The 18,689-nt window shown below is 44.4% G+C and carries 18 protein-coding genes and 1 pseudogene; 15 read left to right on the plus strand and 4 right to left on the minus strand.

Going from position 1 to position 18,689, the window contains the following annotated elements; all coding sequences use genetic code 11:
- Positions 1-36 precede the first annotated feature (36 nt).
- The 7 genes from WMO37_RS06095 to WMO37_RS06125 all read left to right on the plus strand — a co-directional run bounded on the left by WMO37_RS06095 (position 37) and on the right by WMO37_RS06125 (position 4,303).
- Positions 37-807 (plus strand): adenosylcobinamide-GDP ribazoletransferase, encoded by a 771-nt coding sequence (locus WMO37_RS06095; RefSeq protein WP_349154578.1) that lies wholly within the window; start codon positions 37-39, stop codon positions 805-807.
- A gap of 186 nt (positions 808-993) precedes the next feature.
- A complete protein-coding gene (locus WMO37_RS06100) occupies positions 994-1,392 on the plus strand; it encodes a bifunctional adenosylcobinamide kinase/adenosylcobinamide-phosphate guanylyltransferase (RefSeq protein ID WP_227090214.1) in 399 nt (132 codons plus the stop codon).
- A 33-nt stretch (positions 1,393-1,425) separates the two neighbouring features.
- Positions 1,426-2,073, plus strand: coding sequence for a histidine phosphatase family protein (locus WMO37_RS06105; RefSeq protein ID WP_227090215.1), 648 nt, complete (start codon positions 1,426-1,428; stop codon positions 2,071-2,073).
- Positions 2,074-2,167: 94 nt separating this feature from the next.
- Positions 2,168-2,470 carry a Dabb family protein gene (locus tag WMO37_RS06110; RefSeq protein WP_022431537.1) on the plus strand — a complete coding sequence of 101 codons (303 nt, stop codon included), beginning with the start codon at positions 2,168-2,170 and terminating at the stop codon, positions 2,468-2,470.
- Between the two features lie 11 nt (positions 2,471-2,481).
- A complete protein-coding gene (cbiB, locus tag WMO37_RS06115) occupies positions 2,482-3,480 on the plus strand; it encodes an adenosylcobinamide-phosphate synthase CbiB (protein ID WP_349154579.1) in 999 nt (332 codons plus the stop codon).
- Between the two features lie 179 nt (positions 3,481-3,659).
- Positions 3,660-3,875, plus strand: coding sequence for a type II toxin-antitoxin system Phd/YefM family antitoxin (locus WMO37_RS06120; RefSeq protein WP_022431535.1), 216 nt, complete (start codon positions 3,660-3,662; stop codon positions 3,873-3,875).
- On the plus strand, positions 3,872-4,303 hold the full coding sequence (locus WMO37_RS06125; protein ID WP_022431534.1) for a PIN domain-containing protein: 432 nt from the start codon (positions 3,872-3,874) through the stop codon (positions 4,301-4,303). The genes WMO37_RS06120 and WMO37_RS06125 overlap by 4 nt, the downstream gene beginning before the upstream one ends.
- Before the next feature lie 56 nt (positions 4,304-4,359).
- Here the strand turns inward: WMO37_RS06125 and WMO37_RS06130 are convergent, their stop codons facing one another.
- Positions 4,360-5,439: an alpha/beta hydrolase gene (locus tag WMO37_RS06130; protein ID WP_349154580.1), complete on the minus strand. Its 1,080-nt coding sequence runs from the start codon at positions 5,437-5,439 to the stop codon at positions 4,360-4,362.
- A 247-nt stretch (positions 5,440-5,686) separates the two neighbouring features.
- Here WMO37_RS06130 and WMO37_RS06135 point away from each other — a divergent pair, with 247 nt between their 5' ends.
- Positions 5,687-6,745 (plus strand): pyridoxal phosphate-dependent aminotransferase, encoded by a 1,059-nt coding sequence (locus tag WMO37_RS06135; protein ID WP_022431532.1) that lies wholly within the window; start codon positions 5,687-5,689, stop codon positions 6,743-6,745.
- A 36-nt stretch (positions 6,746-6,781) separates the two neighbouring features.
- Positions 6,782-8,302 carry a cobyric acid synthase gene (locus WMO37_RS06140; RefSeq protein ID WP_022431531.1) on the plus strand — a complete coding sequence of 507 codons (1,521 nt, stop codon included), beginning with the start codon at positions 6,782-6,784 and terminating at the stop codon, positions 8,300-8,302.
- Between the two features lie 68 nt (positions 8,303-8,370).
- Here the strand turns inward: WMO37_RS06140 and WMO37_RS06145 are convergent, their stop codons facing one another.
- Complete coding sequence (locus tag WMO37_RS06145; protein ID WP_349154581.1) at positions 8,371-9,018, minus strand: cupin domain-containing protein; 648 nt, start codon at positions 9,016-9,018, stop codon at positions 8,371-8,373.
- A 124-nt stretch (positions 9,019-9,142) separates the two neighbouring features.
- On the opposite strand from WMO37_RS06145, the pseudogene WMO37_RS06150 reads away from it, so the two are divergent.
- The 6 genes and pseudogenes from WMO37_RS06150 to WMO37_RS06175 form a co-directional block, all read left to right on the plus strand.
- Positions 9,143-9,259: pseudogene (locus WMO37_RS06150) on the plus strand (winged helix-turn-helix transcriptional regulator); the annotation flags it as partial.
- A gap of 50 nt (positions 9,260-9,309) precedes the next feature.
- Positions 9,310-11,046 carry an ABC transporter ATP-binding protein gene (locus tag WMO37_RS06155; protein WP_349154582.1) on the plus strand — a complete coding sequence of 579 codons (1,737 nt, stop codon included), beginning with the start codon at positions 9,310-9,312 and terminating at the stop codon, positions 11,044-11,046.
- Complete coding sequence (locus tag WMO37_RS06160; RefSeq protein ID WP_349154583.1) at positions 11,036-12,688, plus strand: ABC transporter ATP-binding protein; 1,653 nt, start codon at positions 11,036-11,038, stop codon at positions 12,686-12,688. The genes WMO37_RS06155 and WMO37_RS06160 overlap by 11 nt, the downstream gene beginning before the upstream one ends.
- A gap of 137 nt (positions 12,689-12,825) precedes the next feature.
- Positions 12,826-13,608, plus strand: coding sequence for a zinc ribbon domain-containing protein (locus WMO37_RS06165; RefSeq protein WP_349154584.1), 783 nt, complete (start codon positions 12,826-12,828; stop codon positions 13,606-13,608).
- A 15-nt stretch (positions 13,609-13,623) separates the two neighbouring features.
- Positions 13,624-14,370: a zinc-ribbon domain-containing protein gene (locus tag WMO37_RS06170; protein WP_022431526.1), complete on the plus strand. Its 747-nt coding sequence runs from the start codon at positions 13,624-13,626 to the stop codon at positions 14,368-14,370.
- Positions 14,360-14,791, plus strand: coding sequence for a hypothetical protein (locus WMO37_RS06175; RefSeq protein ID WP_349154585.1), 432 nt, complete (start codon positions 14,360-14,362; stop codon positions 14,789-14,791). Before WMO37_RS06170 ends, WMO37_RS06175 begins: the two co-directional genes overlap by 11 nt.
- 9 nt (positions 14,792-14,800) lie before the next feature.
- Here WMO37_RS06175 and WMO37_RS06180 read toward each other — a convergent pair whose 3' ends face one another.
- Positions 14,801-16,189 carry a glycoside hydrolase family 1 protein gene (locus WMO37_RS06180; RefSeq protein WP_349154586.1) on the minus strand — a complete coding sequence of 463 codons (1,389 nt, stop codon included), beginning with the start codon at positions 16,187-16,189 and terminating at the stop codon, positions 14,801-14,803.
- 14 nt (positions 16,190-16,203) lie between these two features.
- Positions 16,204-18,648, minus strand: a complete 2,445-nt coding sequence (locus tag WMO37_RS06185) for a glycoside hydrolase family 94 protein (protein WP_349154587.1) — start codon at positions 18,646-18,648, stop codon at positions 16,204-16,206.
- Positions 18,649-18,689 lie beyond the last annotated feature (41 nt).

An 18,689-nucleotide genomic window follows, 5' to 3' on the forward strand; every position in this document is an offset into this window, starting at 1 on the left:
TAAACAGTATAAAAGAAGGAGGAACGGGCAGAAAAAATGAATTGGGTAAAATCACTTATCATCGCATTTTCGATGTATTCTAAAATTCCAATGCCGCATCTGAATCTGGAAGAAAAAGATATGCGGTATGTTATGGGATTTTTTCCGCTGGTCGGATTGGTGCTTGGTGCATGTCAGTTTATATGGTATAAGCTGTCAGCATTTTTAGGCGTGCCAAACGTCAGCCGGGCATTGATTTTTCTGGTACTGCCGGTGATTGTTACAGGCGGGATTCATGTGGACGGTTATATGGATACCAGTGATGCGATTCATTCATACGGTGACAGGGAGAAAAAACTTTCTATATTAAAGGATTCCCATATCGGGGCATTTGCGGTTATCCGCCTGCTGGTATACAGTGCGGTTTATTTTGCGGCACTTTTCTGGATGGCAGAGCAGGGAAAAGAACAGGCATTTCTGCTTTTTGCGGGCATATTTTATTTGTCACGGATACTCAGCGGATTTGCGGCGGTCAATTTCCGTGGTGCAAGAAAAAACGGGATGCTGTATACATTTACCAGTGTGACGGACCGTTACCGTGTCAATGCGCTGTTAGGCATACAGTTTGTCATCTGCCTGGTTGGAATGGGGCTGGTTGATATTTACAAGACCGGTGCGGTATTCCTTGCCGCAGGGCTTGTGCTGTGTTATTACAGACATATGGCATATAAAGAATTTGGCGGTGTAACGGGCGACTTAGCGGGCTATTTTTTGTGCGTGAGTGAATTGTGCATGACGGTGGTACTGGCGTGTGTGAATATTTTGTAATTGCGGGCGTAACAGTTTTGTATCGCATGCGGCACAAAACCGCATTTATGTAGAATTGCATTTATGTAAAAATGCAATAGAGTTATATCGGCAGATGAGAAATCGACTGCGTGAAATTTTAAGTGCTGTTTTGCAACAGGGCTGATGAGATTAACCGTAAATGGATTGTAGTAGGAACGGAGAAATATGGAAGTATATTTTGGCGGGGCTTTTCAGGGAAAGCTTGATTATGTATTAAAGAAAAAAGGAAATTTAAGGGTGGCGGACGGAAAGGACTGTGACGAAAAGCAGTTACAGTCGGCAGATATTGTCAATCACCTGCATTTATTGATTCAAAGGCGGATAGCGGTGGGAGAATCTACGGATACGCTTATTGAAGAGCTATATGCCGTCAATCCGCAGATGATTCTGATTTGTGATGAGGTCGGAAGCGGAATTGTGCCGTTGGAACGAAAAGACAGGATTTACAGGGAATCTGTCGGACGTGTGCTGTGTGCGGCAGTGGCAAAATCCGACAGGGTGGAGCGGATTTTATGCGGAATCGGACAGTGCCTGAAGCAGGAATCAGTAGGAATTACAAAATAGCGCGGGGAAAGCCTGCGGGAGGTGAGGTCGTATATGAAGATTGTGCTGATTCGGCACGGAGCAACAAAGGGAAATCTTGAAAAACGATATATCGGAAGAACAGACGAGGATTTGTGCGGTGAGGGCATAAAGAAACTGAAAGAAGATACGTGCGCAGGCATTTATCCGCCGGCGCAGGCGGTCTTTTCCAGTCCGATGAAGCGGTGTCTGTCTACGGCAGAATGTATTTATCCGGTACAGACACCGCAGATTGTATGGGATTTCAGAGAGTGTGATTTCGGGCTTTTTGAAGGAAAGAATTATAAAGAACTGACAGGAAATCCGCAGTATCAGCAGTGGATTGACAGCAACGGCACACTGCCGTTTCCGGGTGGGGAAACTTTGACGGATTTTAAGAAAAGAAGTGTCCGTGCATTTTTGGAAACGGTTTCAAAATCAGAAAGCATTTTAAAAGGACAGGTAACATCGGGAAAACAGGACGACACTACAGTGGCATATGTCGTTCACGGCGGTACAATCATGGCGGTATTGTCGGAATTGTACGGCGGGGACTATTATGATTATCACTGCGGCAACGGGGAAGGATATTTGTGCAGTCTGACAAAAGATAAAAGGCTGTCGGTGATAGGAAAAATAAGCGCCCGAAATGGTTGTGAAATCCACGGTACAGTGCTAGAATAAAAATGTTAATAAATCAATGGAATACAGCCGCCCACAGGAGTGGCTTCGTATTTTCAGACGGTAATAAGTTGAAATAACAAATCAGGAGGACAAAATGGTTAAGCATGTTATTTTGTGGAAATTAAAAGAAGAATTTTCGGCAGAGGAAAAACAGCAGATTAAAGCCGGAATCAAAGAAGGACTGGAAGGCTTAGCCGGACAGATTCCGGGCATGACAGAAATCAAAGTCAATATTGACGGTCTGCCAAGTTCTACAGTAGACGTGATGCTGGATTCGACATTTGAAACAGCGGAAGCATTGAAAAATTACAGCACCCACCCAAAGCATGTAGCAGTGGCTGACAACAAAGTAAGACCGTATACAGCAGTCCGTTCCTGCATGGATTATGAAATCTAAGGCAGGATAAGATGCAGTATTTTTGGTGTCAGACCGGTGCGGTTGCACTGGGATTTTTACTGGATTTAATTTTTGGGGACCCGCATTGGCTGTACCACCCGGTACAGCTAATCGGCAGTCTTATTTCAAAACTTGAAAAAGTTTTATTAAAGGATACAGATTCCGATAAAAAGAAGTTTAGAAACGGTGCGTTGCTTGCGGTGCTTGTAACCGTATTGACAGGCGCTGTGACAATATTGATTTTATTTATCTGTTACCGCATTTCCATGACGGCGGGTTTTATCGTGGAATCCGTCATGTGTTATCAGATTCTTGCAGTCAAATCATTAAGGGTAGAAAGCATGAAAGTCTATACGGCATTAAAACAGGACGGTCTGCCTGCGGCAAGAACGGCAGTTTCCATGATTGTCGGACGGGATACCGCACAGCTTGACGAACACGGCATTGTGCGTGCAGCAGTGGAAACGGTTGCGGAAAATACGTCAGACGGTGTGATTGCACCGTTATTTTATATGTTTTTTTTCGGTGCGGCAGGCGGTTTTATCTATAAAGCAGTCAACACCATGGATTCCATGATTGGTTATAAAAATGATAAATATCTGTACTTCGGGCGATTTGCGGCAAAGCTTGATGATGTCTTAAATTTTATTCCGTCAAGAATCGGCGGTGTATTAATGGTTTTATCGGCGGGAATTGCTTCACTGGCAGAAAGAAACAGCGAAAAGCACTACAGCATGAAAAATGCGTGGAAAATTTTTCTGCGCGACAGAAAAAAGCACAGCAGTCCGAATTCCGCCCAGACGGAAGCCGCGTGCGCCGGTGCATTAATGGTCGCTTTATCAGGCGATAATTATTATTTCGGAAAGCTTGTAAAAAAGCCGCAGATAGGCGATGCCGTCCGTCCGCTGGAAGCAGAAGATATTAAAAGAAGCCACGTACTGCTGTATATTTCTGCGTTTTTAATGGTGGCTGCGGTACTGGGGCTTAGGGTGGCAGTGGGAGCATTGTGATATCTGTGGCACAATACTGCCAACGTCAAGTTATACTTGCCAAAATCTTAGATTTAAGGACTTTTAATAGAGAAAAACGAGAAGAAATCGAACGGTTTTGTTGATAAAATCGTTCGATTTGTTATAATATAATTAAAAGAGATATTAATGATTTATTCGTCAGGAAAGGGGAGGATGATATGTCTATTACCGCAACTGAATTAAAAGTCAATCTTGGCAAATATCTTGCGCTTGCAGAAACAGAAGATATTTATATTACCCGTAACGGAAAAGTTGTTGCAAAATTATCGAACCCATATCAGGACAGAGTAGATGTCGCAAAGTCATTGTTTGGTGTTCTTTCTGATGATATGACACTGGAAGAAGCGCGGGAAGAAAGGCTGAATAGGATATGAGAGTTTTAGTTGATACCTGTGTTATCATCGATGCGTTACAGTCGCGTGTTCCGTTTGCAGAAGCTGCACAAAAGCTTTTTATATATTCTGCAAATAGGCAATTTGAGGGTTATATCACTGCAAAGTCAGTTACAGATATATATTATTTGACACATCGTTTAACACATAGCGATACAGAAACACGAAAGATTTTGAGTAAACTTTTTACTTTGTTCGATTTGTTGGATACTGCTTGTTTAGACTGTCGAAAAGCCATATCTTCTGAAATTGGTGATTATGAAGATGCTATTATGGTGGAAACTGCAATTCGTTCAGAAATGGACTGTATCGTAACCAGAAATGTGAAAGATTATGCAAAATCTTCTGTTAAGGTGTATGAACCTTCTGCATTTTTGAAGCTATTAGAGGAAGAAAATAAAGCTGAATAAACCAATAGCCTCATTCGGACAAATCGGATGAGGCTATTGATTTACTGAATTTAAACCTAGTGAAATGCACTTCCGTAAAACAGTCGTTTCATAAAATTATACATGCCCTTCTGCCATACATCACCGTCATGACCGCCCTCTGTTTCATAGAAAATGTGGTCGATAGACTTTTCGGTTAAAATGCGGTCATATTCTTCGGTAGAATTTTTACAGATACCGTCATCATATCCGACTGTCAGCAAAAGCATCGGGAACTGTCCGTAAGCTTCATTTAATGTAAAATCTTCCATTAAGGTACCCAGCGGACTTTCCACGGCACGCACAACACCGGAAGCCGGAGAAAATGCGCCGACATAACCGAACAGTTCAGGGTGTGAAAATCCGGCATATAAAGCATTTCTGCCGCCCATGGAATATCCGGCAATCGCAGTATTTTCACGACCGGTACGCACCGGATAATGCGTGTTAATATAAGGCATTAAATCATTAACAATATCGTCAACTGAAGCATCATAAGCGGCAAGCTGACCCCACATATCAAGGTCAGAAGCACTGCCTTCGGATAAAATCACAGAATCCACACCGACAAGAATCATCTGCGGTATGTTCTGATAAATGTGCAGATTTTCTGCAATGCAGTCTGCGCCCATGTCTTTCCATGCTTCATCATTGCCGCCCAGTCCGTGCAAAAGATAAACCACCGGATAATCTTTTGACGGGTCATATTCAGTCGGGAGCATTACACACGCCTGTCTGGTTGTGCCTGCCGTCGTAGAATAGTAATGCACGGTTTCGTAAGTACCGGCAGGATTGCCCGGCTGGCGGGAAAGGTACATGGCATCATAGGAGTTGTCGGTATTGGCATAAGCGGCGGCAATTTCTTCATCAGTAATAGTGTATGAAGTTGCGGCAGATGAGGAATCCGCGCCGGAAGTTTCGGCTGAATCTGCGGTACTGCCTGAATCAGAGTTTGAACTTGACCGTATATCAGTCTGACCCGAAACGGCAGAAGTAACCGTGTTAGTCTTTGCCGTGCCTGTACCTGCGGATTGTCCGCACCCGGCAAGCAGGACAGAAACAGCTGTAGAAAGCGCGGCGGTGGTAAGAGCAGTTTTATAAAAATATTTTTTCAACATTGTAAATCCCTTCCTAAACAATATTTATACTATTAAAATTTACATCGTATAAGAATTTCTATGATAAAAATAGTGTAATACTTAAAGTTAAGTTTAAGTCAAGCCCTTACAGGAGATTTATTGTGAAATCACCTTCCGCATGGTATAATATGCGTAAGCAATGAGCCGTGCTGGACGAAAGCGGAGCAATCCTGTTCCTGCACGGCGGGGTAAGAGAGAAAGCAAAGCATACAGACAGGAGGCAGGCATGCAGAGAGAAATACACGGCGGAAATGTATATGGCAGAGAGGTACGGCTGGATTTTTCCGTCAATATCAATCCACTGGGCATGCCACAGGGAGTAAGGCAGGCAATTACGGAATACACGGCATGGGACGAAACGTATCCGGATATTGAATGTACGGATTTGCGCAGGGCGATAGCACAAAAAGAAGGGATTGCGCCGGAGCAGATTCTTTGTGGAAACGGAGCATCGGAACTGCTGATGGCAGTTGTGCGTGCCGCCGCACCGGAAAAATGTGCCATAGCGGCACCGTCATTTTCAGGATATGAGCGTGCGGTGCGTGCCGCAGGGGCAGAGCCGGTATTTTATGAGCTTTCACATGACACGGGTTTTGGTTATGAAACAGTCTGTGACCGCTTGTCAAAAATGACGGTTCAGATGCTTTTTTTGTGCAATCCGAATAATCCCACGGGAAATACAATCCCGGAGCAGATTTTGACGGAAATTTTACAGTTTTGTGCATCAAAAAAAATCCGTGTTGTCGCAGATGAATGTTTTCTGCGGTTTCACCCGCATTATGAAAAAATGAGCTGTAAGCGCTTTTTAAAACAGTACCCGAATCTGCTCATCGTCAACGCATTTACAAAGTTTTATGCAATGGCGGGACTGCGGCTGGGGTATCTGATGACCGGGGATTTGTCATTGCTTCATGCGGTGGCACAGCAGCTTCCTGAGTGGAATGTGTCGTCAATCGCACAGCGTGCAGGAATTTCGGCATTACAGGATACAGAATATGAAAAGCGGACAAGGCAGTTGATTGAAAAGGAACGCCGATATCTGATACAGGAATTTTTAAAAATGGGTTGTACCGTATTTCCGTCCGAAGCGGATTATATTACATTCCGACTGCCGCAGGAAAAGACAGGATTTTTATTAAAGGAGCGGCTGTTAGAGGGGAAAATACTGATTCGCTCCTGTGCAAATTACAGGAATATGCCGCCGGACTGTTACCGCATTGCGGTAAAACAGCATGCAGATAATGAGGAGCTGGTCAGACAGGTTTGGCGGATTCTGATACAATGAATATCTGACAGCGCAGGGAAAGGATTTTAAAGAACCATGGCAAAAAATCTTATGGTGCAGGGGACGATGTCCAATGCGGGGAAAAGTATTGTCACCGCGGGAATTTTAAGAGTGTTAAAGCAGGACGGATACCGTGTAGCACCGTTTAAATCGCAGAATATGGCATTAAATTCTTATATCACAAAGGACGGACTGGAAATGGGCAGGGCACAGGTTATGCAGGCAGAGGCGGCAGGAATAGAGCCGTGTGTGCAGATGAATCCCATTTTATTAAAACCCACCAGTGATGTAGGCTCGCAGGTTATTGTAAACGGTGTTCCACTGAAAAACATGCCTGCAAAGGAATATTTTAAATATAAAAAAAAGCTGATACCCGATATTTTAAGTGCCTATGAAACATTAGACAGGCAGTATGATGTGATTGTACTGGAAGGTGCGGGAAGTCCGGCGGAAATTAATTTAAAACAGGACGATATCGTCAATATGGGCATGGCGGCACTGGTAGATGCACCAGTGCTTTTAGTGGGGGATATTGACAGGGGCGGCGTGTTTGCACAGCTGGCAGGAACACTGATGCTGTTAGAGGAAGAAGAACGCAGGCGCGTAAAGGGACTGGTGATGAATAAGTTTCGCGGCGATAAAAAAATACTGGAACCGGGATTAGACCAGCTTTATGATATCTGCCATGTGCCGACAATCGGCGTGATTCCGTATACCAGACTGGATATTGAGGAAGAAGACAGTCTGGCAGAAAGCCTTTTACAGACGGCACTGCCGGACGAAACGGATATGCGGCTTGATATTGCGGTGATTCGTCTGCCGCACATTTCTAATTTTACGGACTTGGACGCGCTGGCACGGCTTGACGGTGTGCGCGTACGGTATGCAGACCGTGCGGAACAGATTCAGACACCGGATTTACTGATTCTTCCGGGCACAAAAAATACGATTGACGATTTGAAATGGCTTCGCCGCACCGGACTGGAAAGCCCGATTTTAAACTGTGCCAGAAAAGGAATTCCGGTATTGGGAATTTGTGGCGGCTATCAGATGTTAGGCAATGAAATTGACGACAGCTGTGGGGCAGAAACGGGAGAGGTAGTTCCGGGGCTTGGATTGCTTCCGGTAAAAACCGTTTTTTCATTAGAAAAGCACAGAACCCGCGTAAAAGGTCGGATTTGTGCGCAATCCGGCATCTGGGGCAGCGTTTCGGGCTGTGAATGTACCGGTTATGAAATCCATATGGGCGAGAGCCGTATTTGCGAAGAAAATGCGCAGGGATTTATACAGCTTACCAATCAATCGGATTTATCAACACGCGCAGACGGCTGTGTCCGTGAAAATGTAGCAGGGACATATTTGCATGGGATTTTTGACGAGGTGGGATTTTGCGGGCGGCTCATAGAAACACTGTGCCGGCAGAAAGGCAGGAATTCGGCTGTGTCCGGGCAGATGAGTTTTTGGGAATACAAACAAAGAGAATATGATAAGTTAGCCGATGTGATTCGTGAAAATATGGATATGGAATATCTGTACCGTGTAATGGGGCTGGCATAAAATAAAATCCGGAAACTGCTTTTCATCATGCAGTTTCCGGATTTTTTATCCAACACATCTTTAACGGATTATTCCAACACAAGCAGAAGTGCCATTTTAAATCTGCCGTTTGCGGTTACGCTGTGAAGACCGTTCTTTTCAAAACGGAAACATTCACCGGCGCTGATTTCATAGTCTATTCCTTCATAGCCGATTGTCGCTTTGCCTTCCAGTGCGAAAACAATCGCATTTCCCGGTGCGCGGTGCGGTGTAAGACCTGTGCCTTCATCAAATGCCATTAACACATATTTCATTGATGGGTTGCTGGCTACGTCCATGTTGGCGATACTGCCTTCTTCATAAGAAATTAAATCTTTCAGTGCGAATACTTCATTTGTTTTTACATTTGCGTTCATAATGTTCTCCTTTTCAAAAATAATTCCAGTGTATACCAGTCCGTTTTCTGTCTGCATACCGCACAAAGTCTTTTCAGGGACAATGAGTGCCGTGCCGGGGGTGGCAAAAACATTTTTCGGTTCTTCACCCAGAAGAAATGTTCCACTTCCGGCGTCTGTGATATACATGGTCATTCTGTCATAGCTTTCCTGACTGATAGAGGTTCCTGCACCCATTGAAAAATAGGTGATTTTATTGACCGTGCCAAGTCTGGAATCTCTTGAAACGGTCATGCCGTCCCGTATGGGACGTATATTTTCAATCGTAAATACCGGATTCAATAGGCTGTCCTCCTTTATTTTATTGTGCAAATCTATTATTGCCGTTTTTTTAAATATACACTACAATGGAGCAAAAAGGAAGTACGCACATTTAAGTTATATACTTACCTAAAGGTAAGTATAGCCGCAGATTCCACCGAAAGTAGAGTACAGCCTGTCAGAACGCGGCAAATCCCTGATACCGATACTTGTTTCCATGTGTGAGTGGGGCGGAAAACATAAAAATGATTTGATAGATTAAATTGACAGTGCATATAGAGAATAAAAATGAGCAAAAGGAGTGCGAAAAAAATGAGTAAACAAACGTTTACACCCAACAAAATTATTTCTTATTTTAAGACAGAGTGGGTTGTTTTACTGATTGTAACGGTGTCCGGGCTGATTTATAACTTAGGTCTGCTTGCGGGACCGTGGTTTGAAGGACGGATGACCGGCTGTCTGATTGACATTTTAAATGGAAGAAAGACATTTTATAATATGCTCATTCTGGTGGGATGTTACGTGCTTTCCATTGCGGTTGTGCAGGTGTCCCGCTATATCAAGCGTTTTTATGTCAGACGTTTTGCCAACAACGTCAACCGCCGCATGAAAGGTATTCTTTACGCCAGTCTGGTCGAAAAAAGCAGACCGGAGTTAAAGGAGCAGGGAACGGGCGATATTATGACAAAGGCGATATTGGACGTTGATGACTGTGTAGAGGGTATGCGGAAATTTACGACAGAAATCTTTGATACCGGCATTGCACTTGCCGCGTATGCGGGCATGTTGTTGTATTACGACTGGCGTCTTGCCCTGCTTTCCATGCTGTTTCCGCCGGTATCTTATCTGCTTGCCGAAAAAATGAAGGCCATTGTACAGCGGACCGGTGTGGTATACAAGGAACAGTCCGGTGCGTTAAGTTCGGCAACCTTAGACAGGGCAGAAAATGCCATTACTTACAGGGTGTTTGGCTGTGAACAGCAGCGTAAACAGGCTTATGAGGAAAATTTAACGGCATACGAAAAAGCCGCAGTCAGCGCAAATATCTGGAATACGATGATGCCGCCGCTTTATAAGGTCATTTCAATGACAGGTGTGCTGTTTATTTTATATTTCGGTGCGGCAAATGTGCTTGGAACAGGCTGGAAAGTCTGGACGGCTGCAATTTTTACAACATTTTTATCCTGTTTTACAAAGCTGTCCGTCAAATCCTCCAATGCGGCAAAATTATTCAATGCCGTGCATAAGGCACAGGTTTCATGGAAGCGTATTAAGCCGCTGATGAATCCGGTGATAGAAAATGAAAAGCCTGAAATCCGGACGGTTTCACAGTTATCGGTACGGGAGCTTACATTTGCGTATCCTGATGGTGAAAATATATTTGAAAACATTTCCCTTGCGGCAAAGCCTGGAGATATTATCGGTGTGACCGGAGCGGTTGCGTGCGGAAAATCTACTTTCGGCAAGGCATTTCTCGGAGAATATCCGTATCAGGGCAGCATCACGGTTGACGGTAAAGAGCTGGGCAGTCTGGACAGAAGACAGCACGCGGGCATTATCGGTTATCTGGGACATGCCCCGGAGTTATTTAATGATACTATTGAAAACAATATTTTAATGGGAGAAAATAAAAATGTATCTGATTACCTGAAACTGGTCTGTTTTAATGAAGAAGTACAGGCAATGCCGGACAAAGAAAATACAATGGTCGGAAACGGCGGCGTGCGGCTCTCCGGCGGTCAGGCACAGCGCCTTGCGCTGGCAAGAACGCTCTGTCATAAACGTCCGGTACTCATTTTAGACGACCCGTTTTCGGCACTCGATAAAGACACCGAAAAACAGATTTTTGCAAATCTGAAAAAATATATGGCAGACGGCATTGTGATAATAATATCACACAGACTGTATCTGTTCCCTCAGATGAATCAGGTAATCTGGCTGGAAAATGGACAGGCAGTAACCGGTACGCATGAAAAACTGATGCAGGAGATACCGGAATATGCACAGCTTTACCATGCGCAGGAAGGAGGAAGTATTTATGAACAGTGATTGTGGAAACATTATCAGACAGACTGTAAAGAAAAATGTTCTTCTGGCAGTGGGAATTGTTATCGCAGTGTGCGGAGCCGTTGTCATATCCCTGCTTCCGCCGCTTGTACTGGCAAAAATGATTGATGCTATGACACAAAAACAGAATGTCGGCTTTACCTTTGTGGCGCTTTATTTCGGGCTGACGGCGCTGACAGGTGTTATGGAAGCGTCAAGAGAAGGATTTCTGACGGTATTCGGACAGAAAATCACACATGCATTAAGAAGCAGTCTTATGGAAAAGTTTACAAGACTGACGGCAGACAGTTTAAACAAACAGGAACCGGGCGCACTGGTATCACGGTTTGTCGGTGATGTAGATACGGTAGAAAATCTGTTTACATCGGGCATTATCAGTATGTTTGCGGATGCCTGCCGCATCATCAGTATTCTGGCAGTCATATGGTTTCAGAATAAGGGACTTGCGCTTGTACTGTTTATTTTACTGCCGTTTCTGTTCTGGTTTACACGATATGTCCAGAAAAATATGTTAGCTGCGCAGGTTGAAAACCGCCGCGCGGTCAGCCGTGCTTCCGGTCATGTGCCGGAAACCCTGCATAATATCCGTACGATTCATAACCTTTCCAAAGAAAATTATATGGAAAAACGATATGACGAATATATCCAGCAAAGCTATCATGCCATGGAAAAGACCAACTTTTACGATGCGGTCTATTCACCGGTCATTTTAATTTTAAATGCGGTTGTTGTTGCGGTAGTCATGCTTTTGTCCGCTTCCGGCAGTCCTAAGGTTCTGACACTGTTTGGTATGTCAGCCGGTACGGCGGTTGCAGTTATGAATTACATTTCGCAGATATTTACACCGCTTGAAAGTCTTGGCATGGAGATTCAGACCATTCAGTCTGCCATTGCGGGTGTGCAGAGAATCAATGAATTTTTTGCACTGCCGGAGCCTGCACCAAAACAGCATGAAAATACAGCAGATTCAAAACCGGTACAAAATAACGGTAAATCCTTTGTGGAATTTCGGGACGTCACCTTTGGTTATGACGAACATACGGTGTTAAAGCATTTAAGCTTTCAGGTAGAGGAAGGCGAACAGATTACACTTTCAGGCAGAACCGGTGCCGGAAAAAGTACGGTATTTAAGCTGCTTCTGGGACTTTACGAACCGGGTGAGGGCAGTGTGTGGATTGACGGCAGAGAGGCAGCAGCGATTGATCGGAAGGACAGACGTTTTTTGTTTGGCTATGTAGAGCAGTCATTTCACAGAGTAGCGGGAACGGTCAAAGACCAGATTACGCTGTATGATGAAAAGATTTCCATGGAAAATGTAAAAGAAGCGGCAGAACTGACGGGACTGCATGATACAATTATGCACCTCCCGGACGGATATGACACCATCTGTACACCGGAACTGTTTTCACAGGGACAGTGGCAGCTTTTATCCATAGCGCGTGCGGCGGCGGCAAGACCGAAGCTTTTGTTATTGGATGAAATCACGGCAAATCTCGATGCCGAAACGGAAAAAGAAGTGCTTGAAGCGCTAAAGAGAGTATCCGAAAACAGAACGGTTATCTCCATTTCACACAGAGTATCCGCAAAAATGGGAAGAATCATTCCGATTGAGCAGAAACTATAGGAATAAAAGCGGATTTTATAACCGGCGGAAGTATGTTATACTAAAATACAACATACGCAAGGCGCACGTTACAGGCAGGAGAGAAGAAGCCTGTACATGTGCGGCAAAACAGTGCGGGTAAAAGAGAGGGAAATCAGATGATACGGTGTAATAACTGCGGAGCGGATATTGAGGAAACACAGACACAATGCCCATACTGCCATGCCATGCAGTATGAAGCATCGGAAAAAGAGTACATGAATCACCTGTACAAAATGAATGATACCATGGACGGACTTGATGAAAATGCAAACCGTTATATCCGGAACAGAATCATTTGTCATGCTGTCATTACGCTGGCGGCGGTTGCAGCAGCACTGCTTGTCGGGACTGCGTGGGGATATACAAAATATCGTTCTTATTATAATTCGGCTTCGGAACGCAGAGAGATTGCAGAGGGCATGGCATGGTATGATGAAAATGTGCCGCAGATAAATGAAGCCTACGAGCAGGGAAACTTTGCAGACATCAGTGAAGTGACGGCGGATTCTTATAAAAATAAAATATTACAGCAGTGGAAACATTATAATATTTTATATATTTATAAATATGCGTATTCGGATACACTGCGCTATGATGATAAAATCGCACAGGGAACGCCGCTTGAAAGCTATGAATTTGAAAATCTGTACCGCAGCTGCATGGAATATATGAATATGCTGGAAGATACGGACGGATATATGTACCGGTATTATAAAAGCTGTGATGCACAGGAAAAAGAAATTATCAGTACGTGGACACAGCATGTAAAGGCAGTTCTTACCGATACCATCGGACAGTCGGAAGCCGACTATGCCGCAGACTATCAGGCTTTGTACGGGAACGGTGATGTCAGTAATTACAACATGTTCCGTGAAAAAGCACAAAAATATGAAAAATGACAGTGGGGAATATTTATGAAATGTAAAAATTGCGGTGCAGAACTGACAATGCTTGAAAAATTCTGTCCAAACTGCGGGACACCTAATGAACAGAGTCAGCAGCACATCAAAGATATGGAGCATTATGAACATGAATTTTCGGATACACAAAAAGAAGTTGTCCGTAACAGTAAATGGTTCATAAAATACATTGCACCGGTTACATCGCTGGTGATTGCGGGAATTGCAGCAGTCATAGTAACCATTCAGGCAAATCACCTTTGGGGATATAACCTGGCAGAACAAAAGCAGAAAAAATATAATCAGACACATGAGCAGGAAATCAAAGAACATTTACAGACACTGCTGGATAACGGGCAGTATGAAGAAGTATATCAGCTCTACACCCGTCTGAACCAGCGGATGAGCGGAACGGGAAACAGCGGCTGGTATGATTTTTACAACATGACAGAAGGGTATCTGCGTCTGCGCAATGCCATTATGTTTTACTATAATCCGGAACTGTCAGAGCATTATTCCAAAGAAACGGCATTAAACAATGCGGCAGAAGCAATCTGTATGATAACCGGAAGCGCGCAGGGGAAAAGTTACAGGGAACGGGCGGCAGAGAGTATTCCTTATATGGAAGATATAAAAGAAAAAGCAGGGCTGTTTTTAAAGGATTACTGTAATTTTACACAGGCTGATATAGATTCGCTCGAAAACCGTGACAGAACATCGGTAATTGCATTACTGACGAGGAGAATGTTTGATGAAGAATAAAAAAAATCGTGTTAATATAATAGGAAAGCTGTTGTATCTGGTTGTTGCCGTACTGGTTTTGATGATTATTCCGTCAGCGGCGGAAAATGCGTATGATTATTTCCGGGAAAAGCAGTCCAGAAAAGGATATACGTCAGAGAAGCTGTATGAGGATTTCTGCGATGGTGATTACGGCAGATTATCAGAAAAGGTGGCATATAACCGCGCTGTTGGAAGAACAGTCACAGAAGATGACAGGGACTACTATGCTTTCAGTGCCTGCTACAACAGCGCAGTTGATTATCATATGTACCGGACAGCCGGAAAAACAGACAAAGCTTCCGATACACTTGAGATATTTTATCAGAATGAATCAGAACTCAATCATTTGATTTTTAAGGACGCATTAACCGCGGTAAAAGAGGTATATGAAATTCCATAAATCTGCGGCTTATTCTGCAGAGTCTGCAATCAGATTCCGGTACCAGTAATAGGAATCTTTCGGAATCCGTTTTTGTGTCGGATAATCAATATATACCAGTCCGAAACGTTCATCGTAACCGCTGTGCCATTCAAAATTGTCCGTAAAAGACCAGTGAAAATACCCCATGACGGGTGTACCCTCTTTTATGGATTCACTCAGCTGTAACAGATAGCGCGTCAGAAAATCAATGCGTTCAGCATCATGGACTTTTCCGTCAAGGAAAATGTGGTCATTGCAGGAAAGCCCGTTTTCAGTAATAAAAATCGGCAGATGATAGCGTTCATACAGAAAGCGTGTACCCCAGTTCATAACTTCGGGAGTGACAGGCCATTTCAGTGCTGTCTTTGGAAAACCTGCATATCGTTTCGTAAAACCGTCTGCACCGGCTTTGCGTCCGTTATAAATGTTCAGCCCCAGAAAATCCAAAGGCGGATTTAATTCGCTGCAGTCGTTCCACACATTTTTAAGGTGCTGTGTTACAAAATTCAGCGTATCATCTGATTTTAAATCAGCAGTAATCTCCGGCGCAAGTGCTTCAAAATCCGGTGCAAGTCCGTTGATAACCGCATCGCAGAAAATGTGATGACAGAATAAAATATTTTCTTTGGTATTGGCAAATGTCATAGTTCTTGCGGCACAGATATCCGCTTCATTTTCACTGCATGGATAGCACAGATTTCCGGTACTTGAAAAACCGATTTTGACCGGTTTCTTTGCAGCCCTGCGCATTGCGGGAACGGCAAGTGCATGAGCTTTGGCAAGTGCGTGGAGAATATCCAGTGTTTCCAGCATGGAAAGCCGGTATCCGGGCGCGTGAAGACCGTCATAATACCCCATTTTTGTAATAATCTGCGGTTCATTGATTGTGGAAAAATAAGTTACACGGTCCGAAAAATGTTCACAGATAACAGCAGCATAACGCACAAATGCTTCAATCGTATGCGCAGACAGCCAGCCGCCGCGGTCCGAAAGGGACTGTGGAAGGTCCCAGTGAAAAAGCGTAATGTGCGGCTGGATGCCATACCGGATACAGCAGTCTATAACACGGTCATAAAAGGCAAGCCCCAAAGGATTGACAGCAGGATCATCGCCGTTTGGAAAAATCCGCGGCCATGAAACAGAAAAACGGTACGCGCGGATACCGGCATCTGCCATGAACCGGATATCTTCTTCATAGTTATCATAATAACAGCAGGCAAGCGTTCCGTCAGAGCTGTCAGCAATGACACCGCTTTTCTGACAGAACGTATCCCAGATAGAAGCGCCTTTGCCGTCCCGGTTATAAGCCCCTTCGGTCTGATAGGAGCTGGAAGCTGTTCCCCATATAAAATCTTTTGGAAAATTAATATGTTTCATACAAAGTTCCTCCATTACATAATTGCAGAGACATGATATTCCGTCACATCTTTCTGATAAGGAATCATATTTCCTTCAACCGGAGTGCCGTTTACAAGAAGGGTTTTGATGCCTTTCTGCGATTTGGCAGAATTATCAACGTGAATATGATAAACGGCACCGCGGAAATGCCGTGTTACGGTAAATCCGGACAGGGTTTCCGGAATACACGGATCAATGCAGAGTCCGTCAAATTCAGGGCGGATACCGAGAATATACTGTGAAACATTTGTAAATGTCCATGCGGCAGTTCCCGTAAGCCAGCTGTTTTTTGCTTCACCGAAACGGCATGCATCTTTTCCGGCAATCATCTGCGAATAAACGTAAGCTTCCGTCCGGTGCAGGTCGCTGATATCCTGAAGATATGCCGGACAGATTTTTTTATAAATTTCAAAGGCGCGGCTGCCGTGTCCCAAAACAGTTTCAGCAATGGAAACCCAAGGATTGTTGTGGCAGAAGATACCGGCATTTTCTTTGTAGCCTTCCGGGTAAGATGAAATTTCACCCAGTTCAAGGTGATAGTATGTGTAAGCCGGCTGTAAAAGAACAATGCCATATTTTGTATCCAACCTGTTTTTTACGGACTCCAGTGCTTTTTCGGCAAGACCTTCCTTTACCCCGATTCCAGCCATGACACAGAAGCCCTGCGGCTCAATAAAAATCTGACCTTCTTCACATTCATGCGAACCGACCTTTTTTCCGGCGGCATCGTAGGCACGTAAGAACCATTCGCCGTCCCAGCCGGATTTTAAAACCGCCTGTATCATTTGCTCAACCTGCGCATCAGCATCATCAGCTTCTTTGGTAAGACCGGCATGGCGGCAGATTTGTGCATAGTCCCTGCCGTACTTTACATACATTCCGGCAATAAAAACAGATTCGGCAACAGGACCTTCGGAAGCGCCGGCAGTCTGGAAGGATTCATCGGGAACGGTTGAAAAACAGTTCAGATTCAGGCAGTCGTTCCAGTCTGCACGGCCAATCAGCGGCAGGTTGTGCGGTCCGAGATGCGTGGATGTAAAATGAAAAGAGCGGCGCAGATGTTCCATCAGCGGTGCCTGATTGTCCGGATTGCTGTCAAACGGTGTCATTTCATCCAAAATCGAATAATCGCCGGTTTCTTTTAAATAAGCGGCAGCTCCGGCAATCAGCCATAACGGGTCGTCATTAAAACCGCTTCCGATGTCTGCATTTCCCTTTTTGGTCAGCGGCTGGTACTGGTGGTAAGCACTTCCGTTTTCAAACTGGGTAGAAGCAATATCTAAAATACGCTGGCGCGCTTTATCCGGGATTAAGTGGACAAAGCCAAGCAGATCCTGGCAGGAATCCCTAAATCCCATGCCTCTGCCGATACCCGATTCAAAATAAGATGCGGAGCGGGACATATTAAAAGTAACCATGCACTGATACTGGTTCCAGATATTGACCATGCGGCAGAGTTTCTCATCGTCGGCTTCGAGCGTATAGCCGGAGAGCAGATGACTCCAGTAGTCTTTTAAACGTAACAGCGCATTGTCAAAATCTTTGATAGAAAGAAAATGTTCCATCAATTCATTTGCTTTTTTCTTGTTGATAATCTGTGGCGCTTCCCATTTATCATCTGCCGGATTTTCAATGTAGCCGAGCATAAAGATGAAATCACGGCTTTCGTGCGGTTCAAGCGTAATATCCAGCCGGAAAGAACCGCATGGCTGCCAGCCGTCGGCAATAGAATTGCAGGAAGTGCCGTTTCCAACGGACTGTGGTGCGGCAGGGGAGCCGTATGTACCAAGAAAGCTCTCGCGTGCGGTATCAAATCCGTCACACGCAGCATTTACAGCATAGACGGCATAGTGATTGCGGCGTTCACGGTATTCGGTTTTGTGATAAATGCAGGAGCGGCTGTCGCCCTTTACGACTTCGACTTCACCGGTGCTGTAATTTTTCTGAAAATTATTCATATCTTCAACGGCATTCCACAGACAGAATTCAACATAAGAATAAAGACTGATGTTTTTTTTGCTGTCAGAAAGATTTTTCAGGCTGATTTTGTTTAATTCACAGTCGGCACCGATTGGAACGAGTGCGGTTACACAGGCTTCCAGTTCATTTTTAATACCTTTGTAAATCGTATATCCAAGACCGTGGCGGCATTCATAAGCATCCAGTGCGGTCTGTGACGGCTGCCAGCCAGGATTCCATACGGTGCTGCCGTCTTTGATATAGTAGTAGTGGCCGTTGCTGTCTAACGGTGCATTGTTATAGCGGTATCGGGTAAGACGCATCAGTTTGGCATCTTTATAAAAAGCATAGCCGCCGCCGGTGTTGCTGATCAGGCGGAAGAAGCTTTCGCAGCCCAGATAATTAATCCATGGCAGCGGCGTCTGTGGTGTAGTAATCACATATTCTTTATTTGTATCATCAAAATATCCAAAATTCATAGAAAACCTCCCTTTTGTTAAGTTTACAGGTACTTTATGGC

Source organism: Lachnospira intestinalis, assembly GCF_040095895.1.
Taxonomy (GTDB): Bacteria; Bacillota; Clostridia; order Lachnospirales; family Lachnospiraceae; genus Lachnospira; species Lachnospira intestinalis.

Bases quoted from the DNA above. Each gene is read 5' to 3' on its own strand.
- WMO37_RS06095 (WP_349154578.1), top strand. From the start codon at position 37: ATGAATTGGGTAAAATCACTTATCATCGCATTTTCGATGTATTCTAAA.
- WMO37_RS06100 (WP_227090214.1), top strand. From the start codon at position 994: ATGGAAGTATATTTTGGCGGGGCTTTTCAGGGAAAGCTTGATTATGTA.
- WMO37_RS06105 (WP_227090215.1), top strand. From the start codon at position 1,426: ATGAAGATTGTGCTGATTCGGCACGGAGCAACAAAGGGAAATCTTGAA.
- WMO37_RS06110 (WP_022431537.1), top strand. From the start codon at position 2,168: ATGGTTAAGCATGTTATTTTGTGGAAATTAAAAGAAGAATTTTCGGCA.
- cbiB (WP_349154579.1), top strand. From the start codon at position 2,482: ATGCAGTATTTTTGGTGTCAGACCGGTGCGGTTGCACTGGGATTTTTA.
- WMO37_RS06120 (WP_022431535.1), top strand. From the start codon at position 3,660: ATGTCTATTACCGCAACTGAATTAAAAGTCAATCTTGGCAAATATCTT.
- WMO37_RS06125 (WP_022431534.1), top strand. From the start codon at position 3,872: ATGAGAGTTTTAGTTGATACCTGTGTTATCATCGATGCGTTACAGTCG.
- WMO37_RS06130 (WP_349154580.1), bottom strand. From the start codon at position 5,439: ATGTTGAAAAAATATTTTTATAAAACTGCTCTTACCACCGCCGCGCTT.
- WMO37_RS06135 (WP_022431532.1), top strand. From the start codon at position 5,687: ATGCAGAGAGAAATACACGGCGGAAATGTATATGGCAGAGAGGTACGG.
- WMO37_RS06140 (WP_022431531.1), top strand. From the start codon at position 6,782: ATGGCAAAAAATCTTATGGTGCAGGGGACGATGTCCAATGCGGGGAAA.
- WMO37_RS06155 (WP_349154582.1), top strand. From the start codon at position 9,310: ATGAGTAAACAAACGTTTACACCCAACAAAATTATTTCTTATTTTAAG.
- WMO37_RS06160 (WP_349154583.1), top strand. From the start codon at position 11,036: ATGAACAGTGATTGTGGAAACATTATCAGACAGACTGTAAAGAAAAAT.
- WMO37_RS06165 (WP_349154584.1), top strand. From the start codon at position 12,826: ATGATACGGTGTAATAACTGCGGAGCGGATATTGAGGAAACACAGACA.
- WMO37_RS06170 (WP_022431526.1), top strand. From the start codon at position 13,624: ATGAAATGTAAAAATTGCGGTGCAGAACTGACAATGCTTGAAAAATTC.
- WMO37_RS06175 (WP_349154585.1), top strand. From the start codon at position 14,360: ATGAAGAATAAAAAAAATCGTGTTAATATAATAGGAAAGCTGTTGTAT.
- WMO37_RS06180 (WP_349154586.1), bottom strand. From the start codon at position 16,189: ATGAAACATATTAATTTTCCAAAAGATTTTATATGGGGAACAGCTTCC.
- WMO37_RS06185 (WP_349154587.1), bottom strand. From the start codon at position 18,648: ATGAATTTTGGATATTTTGATGATACAAATAAAGAATATGTGATTACT.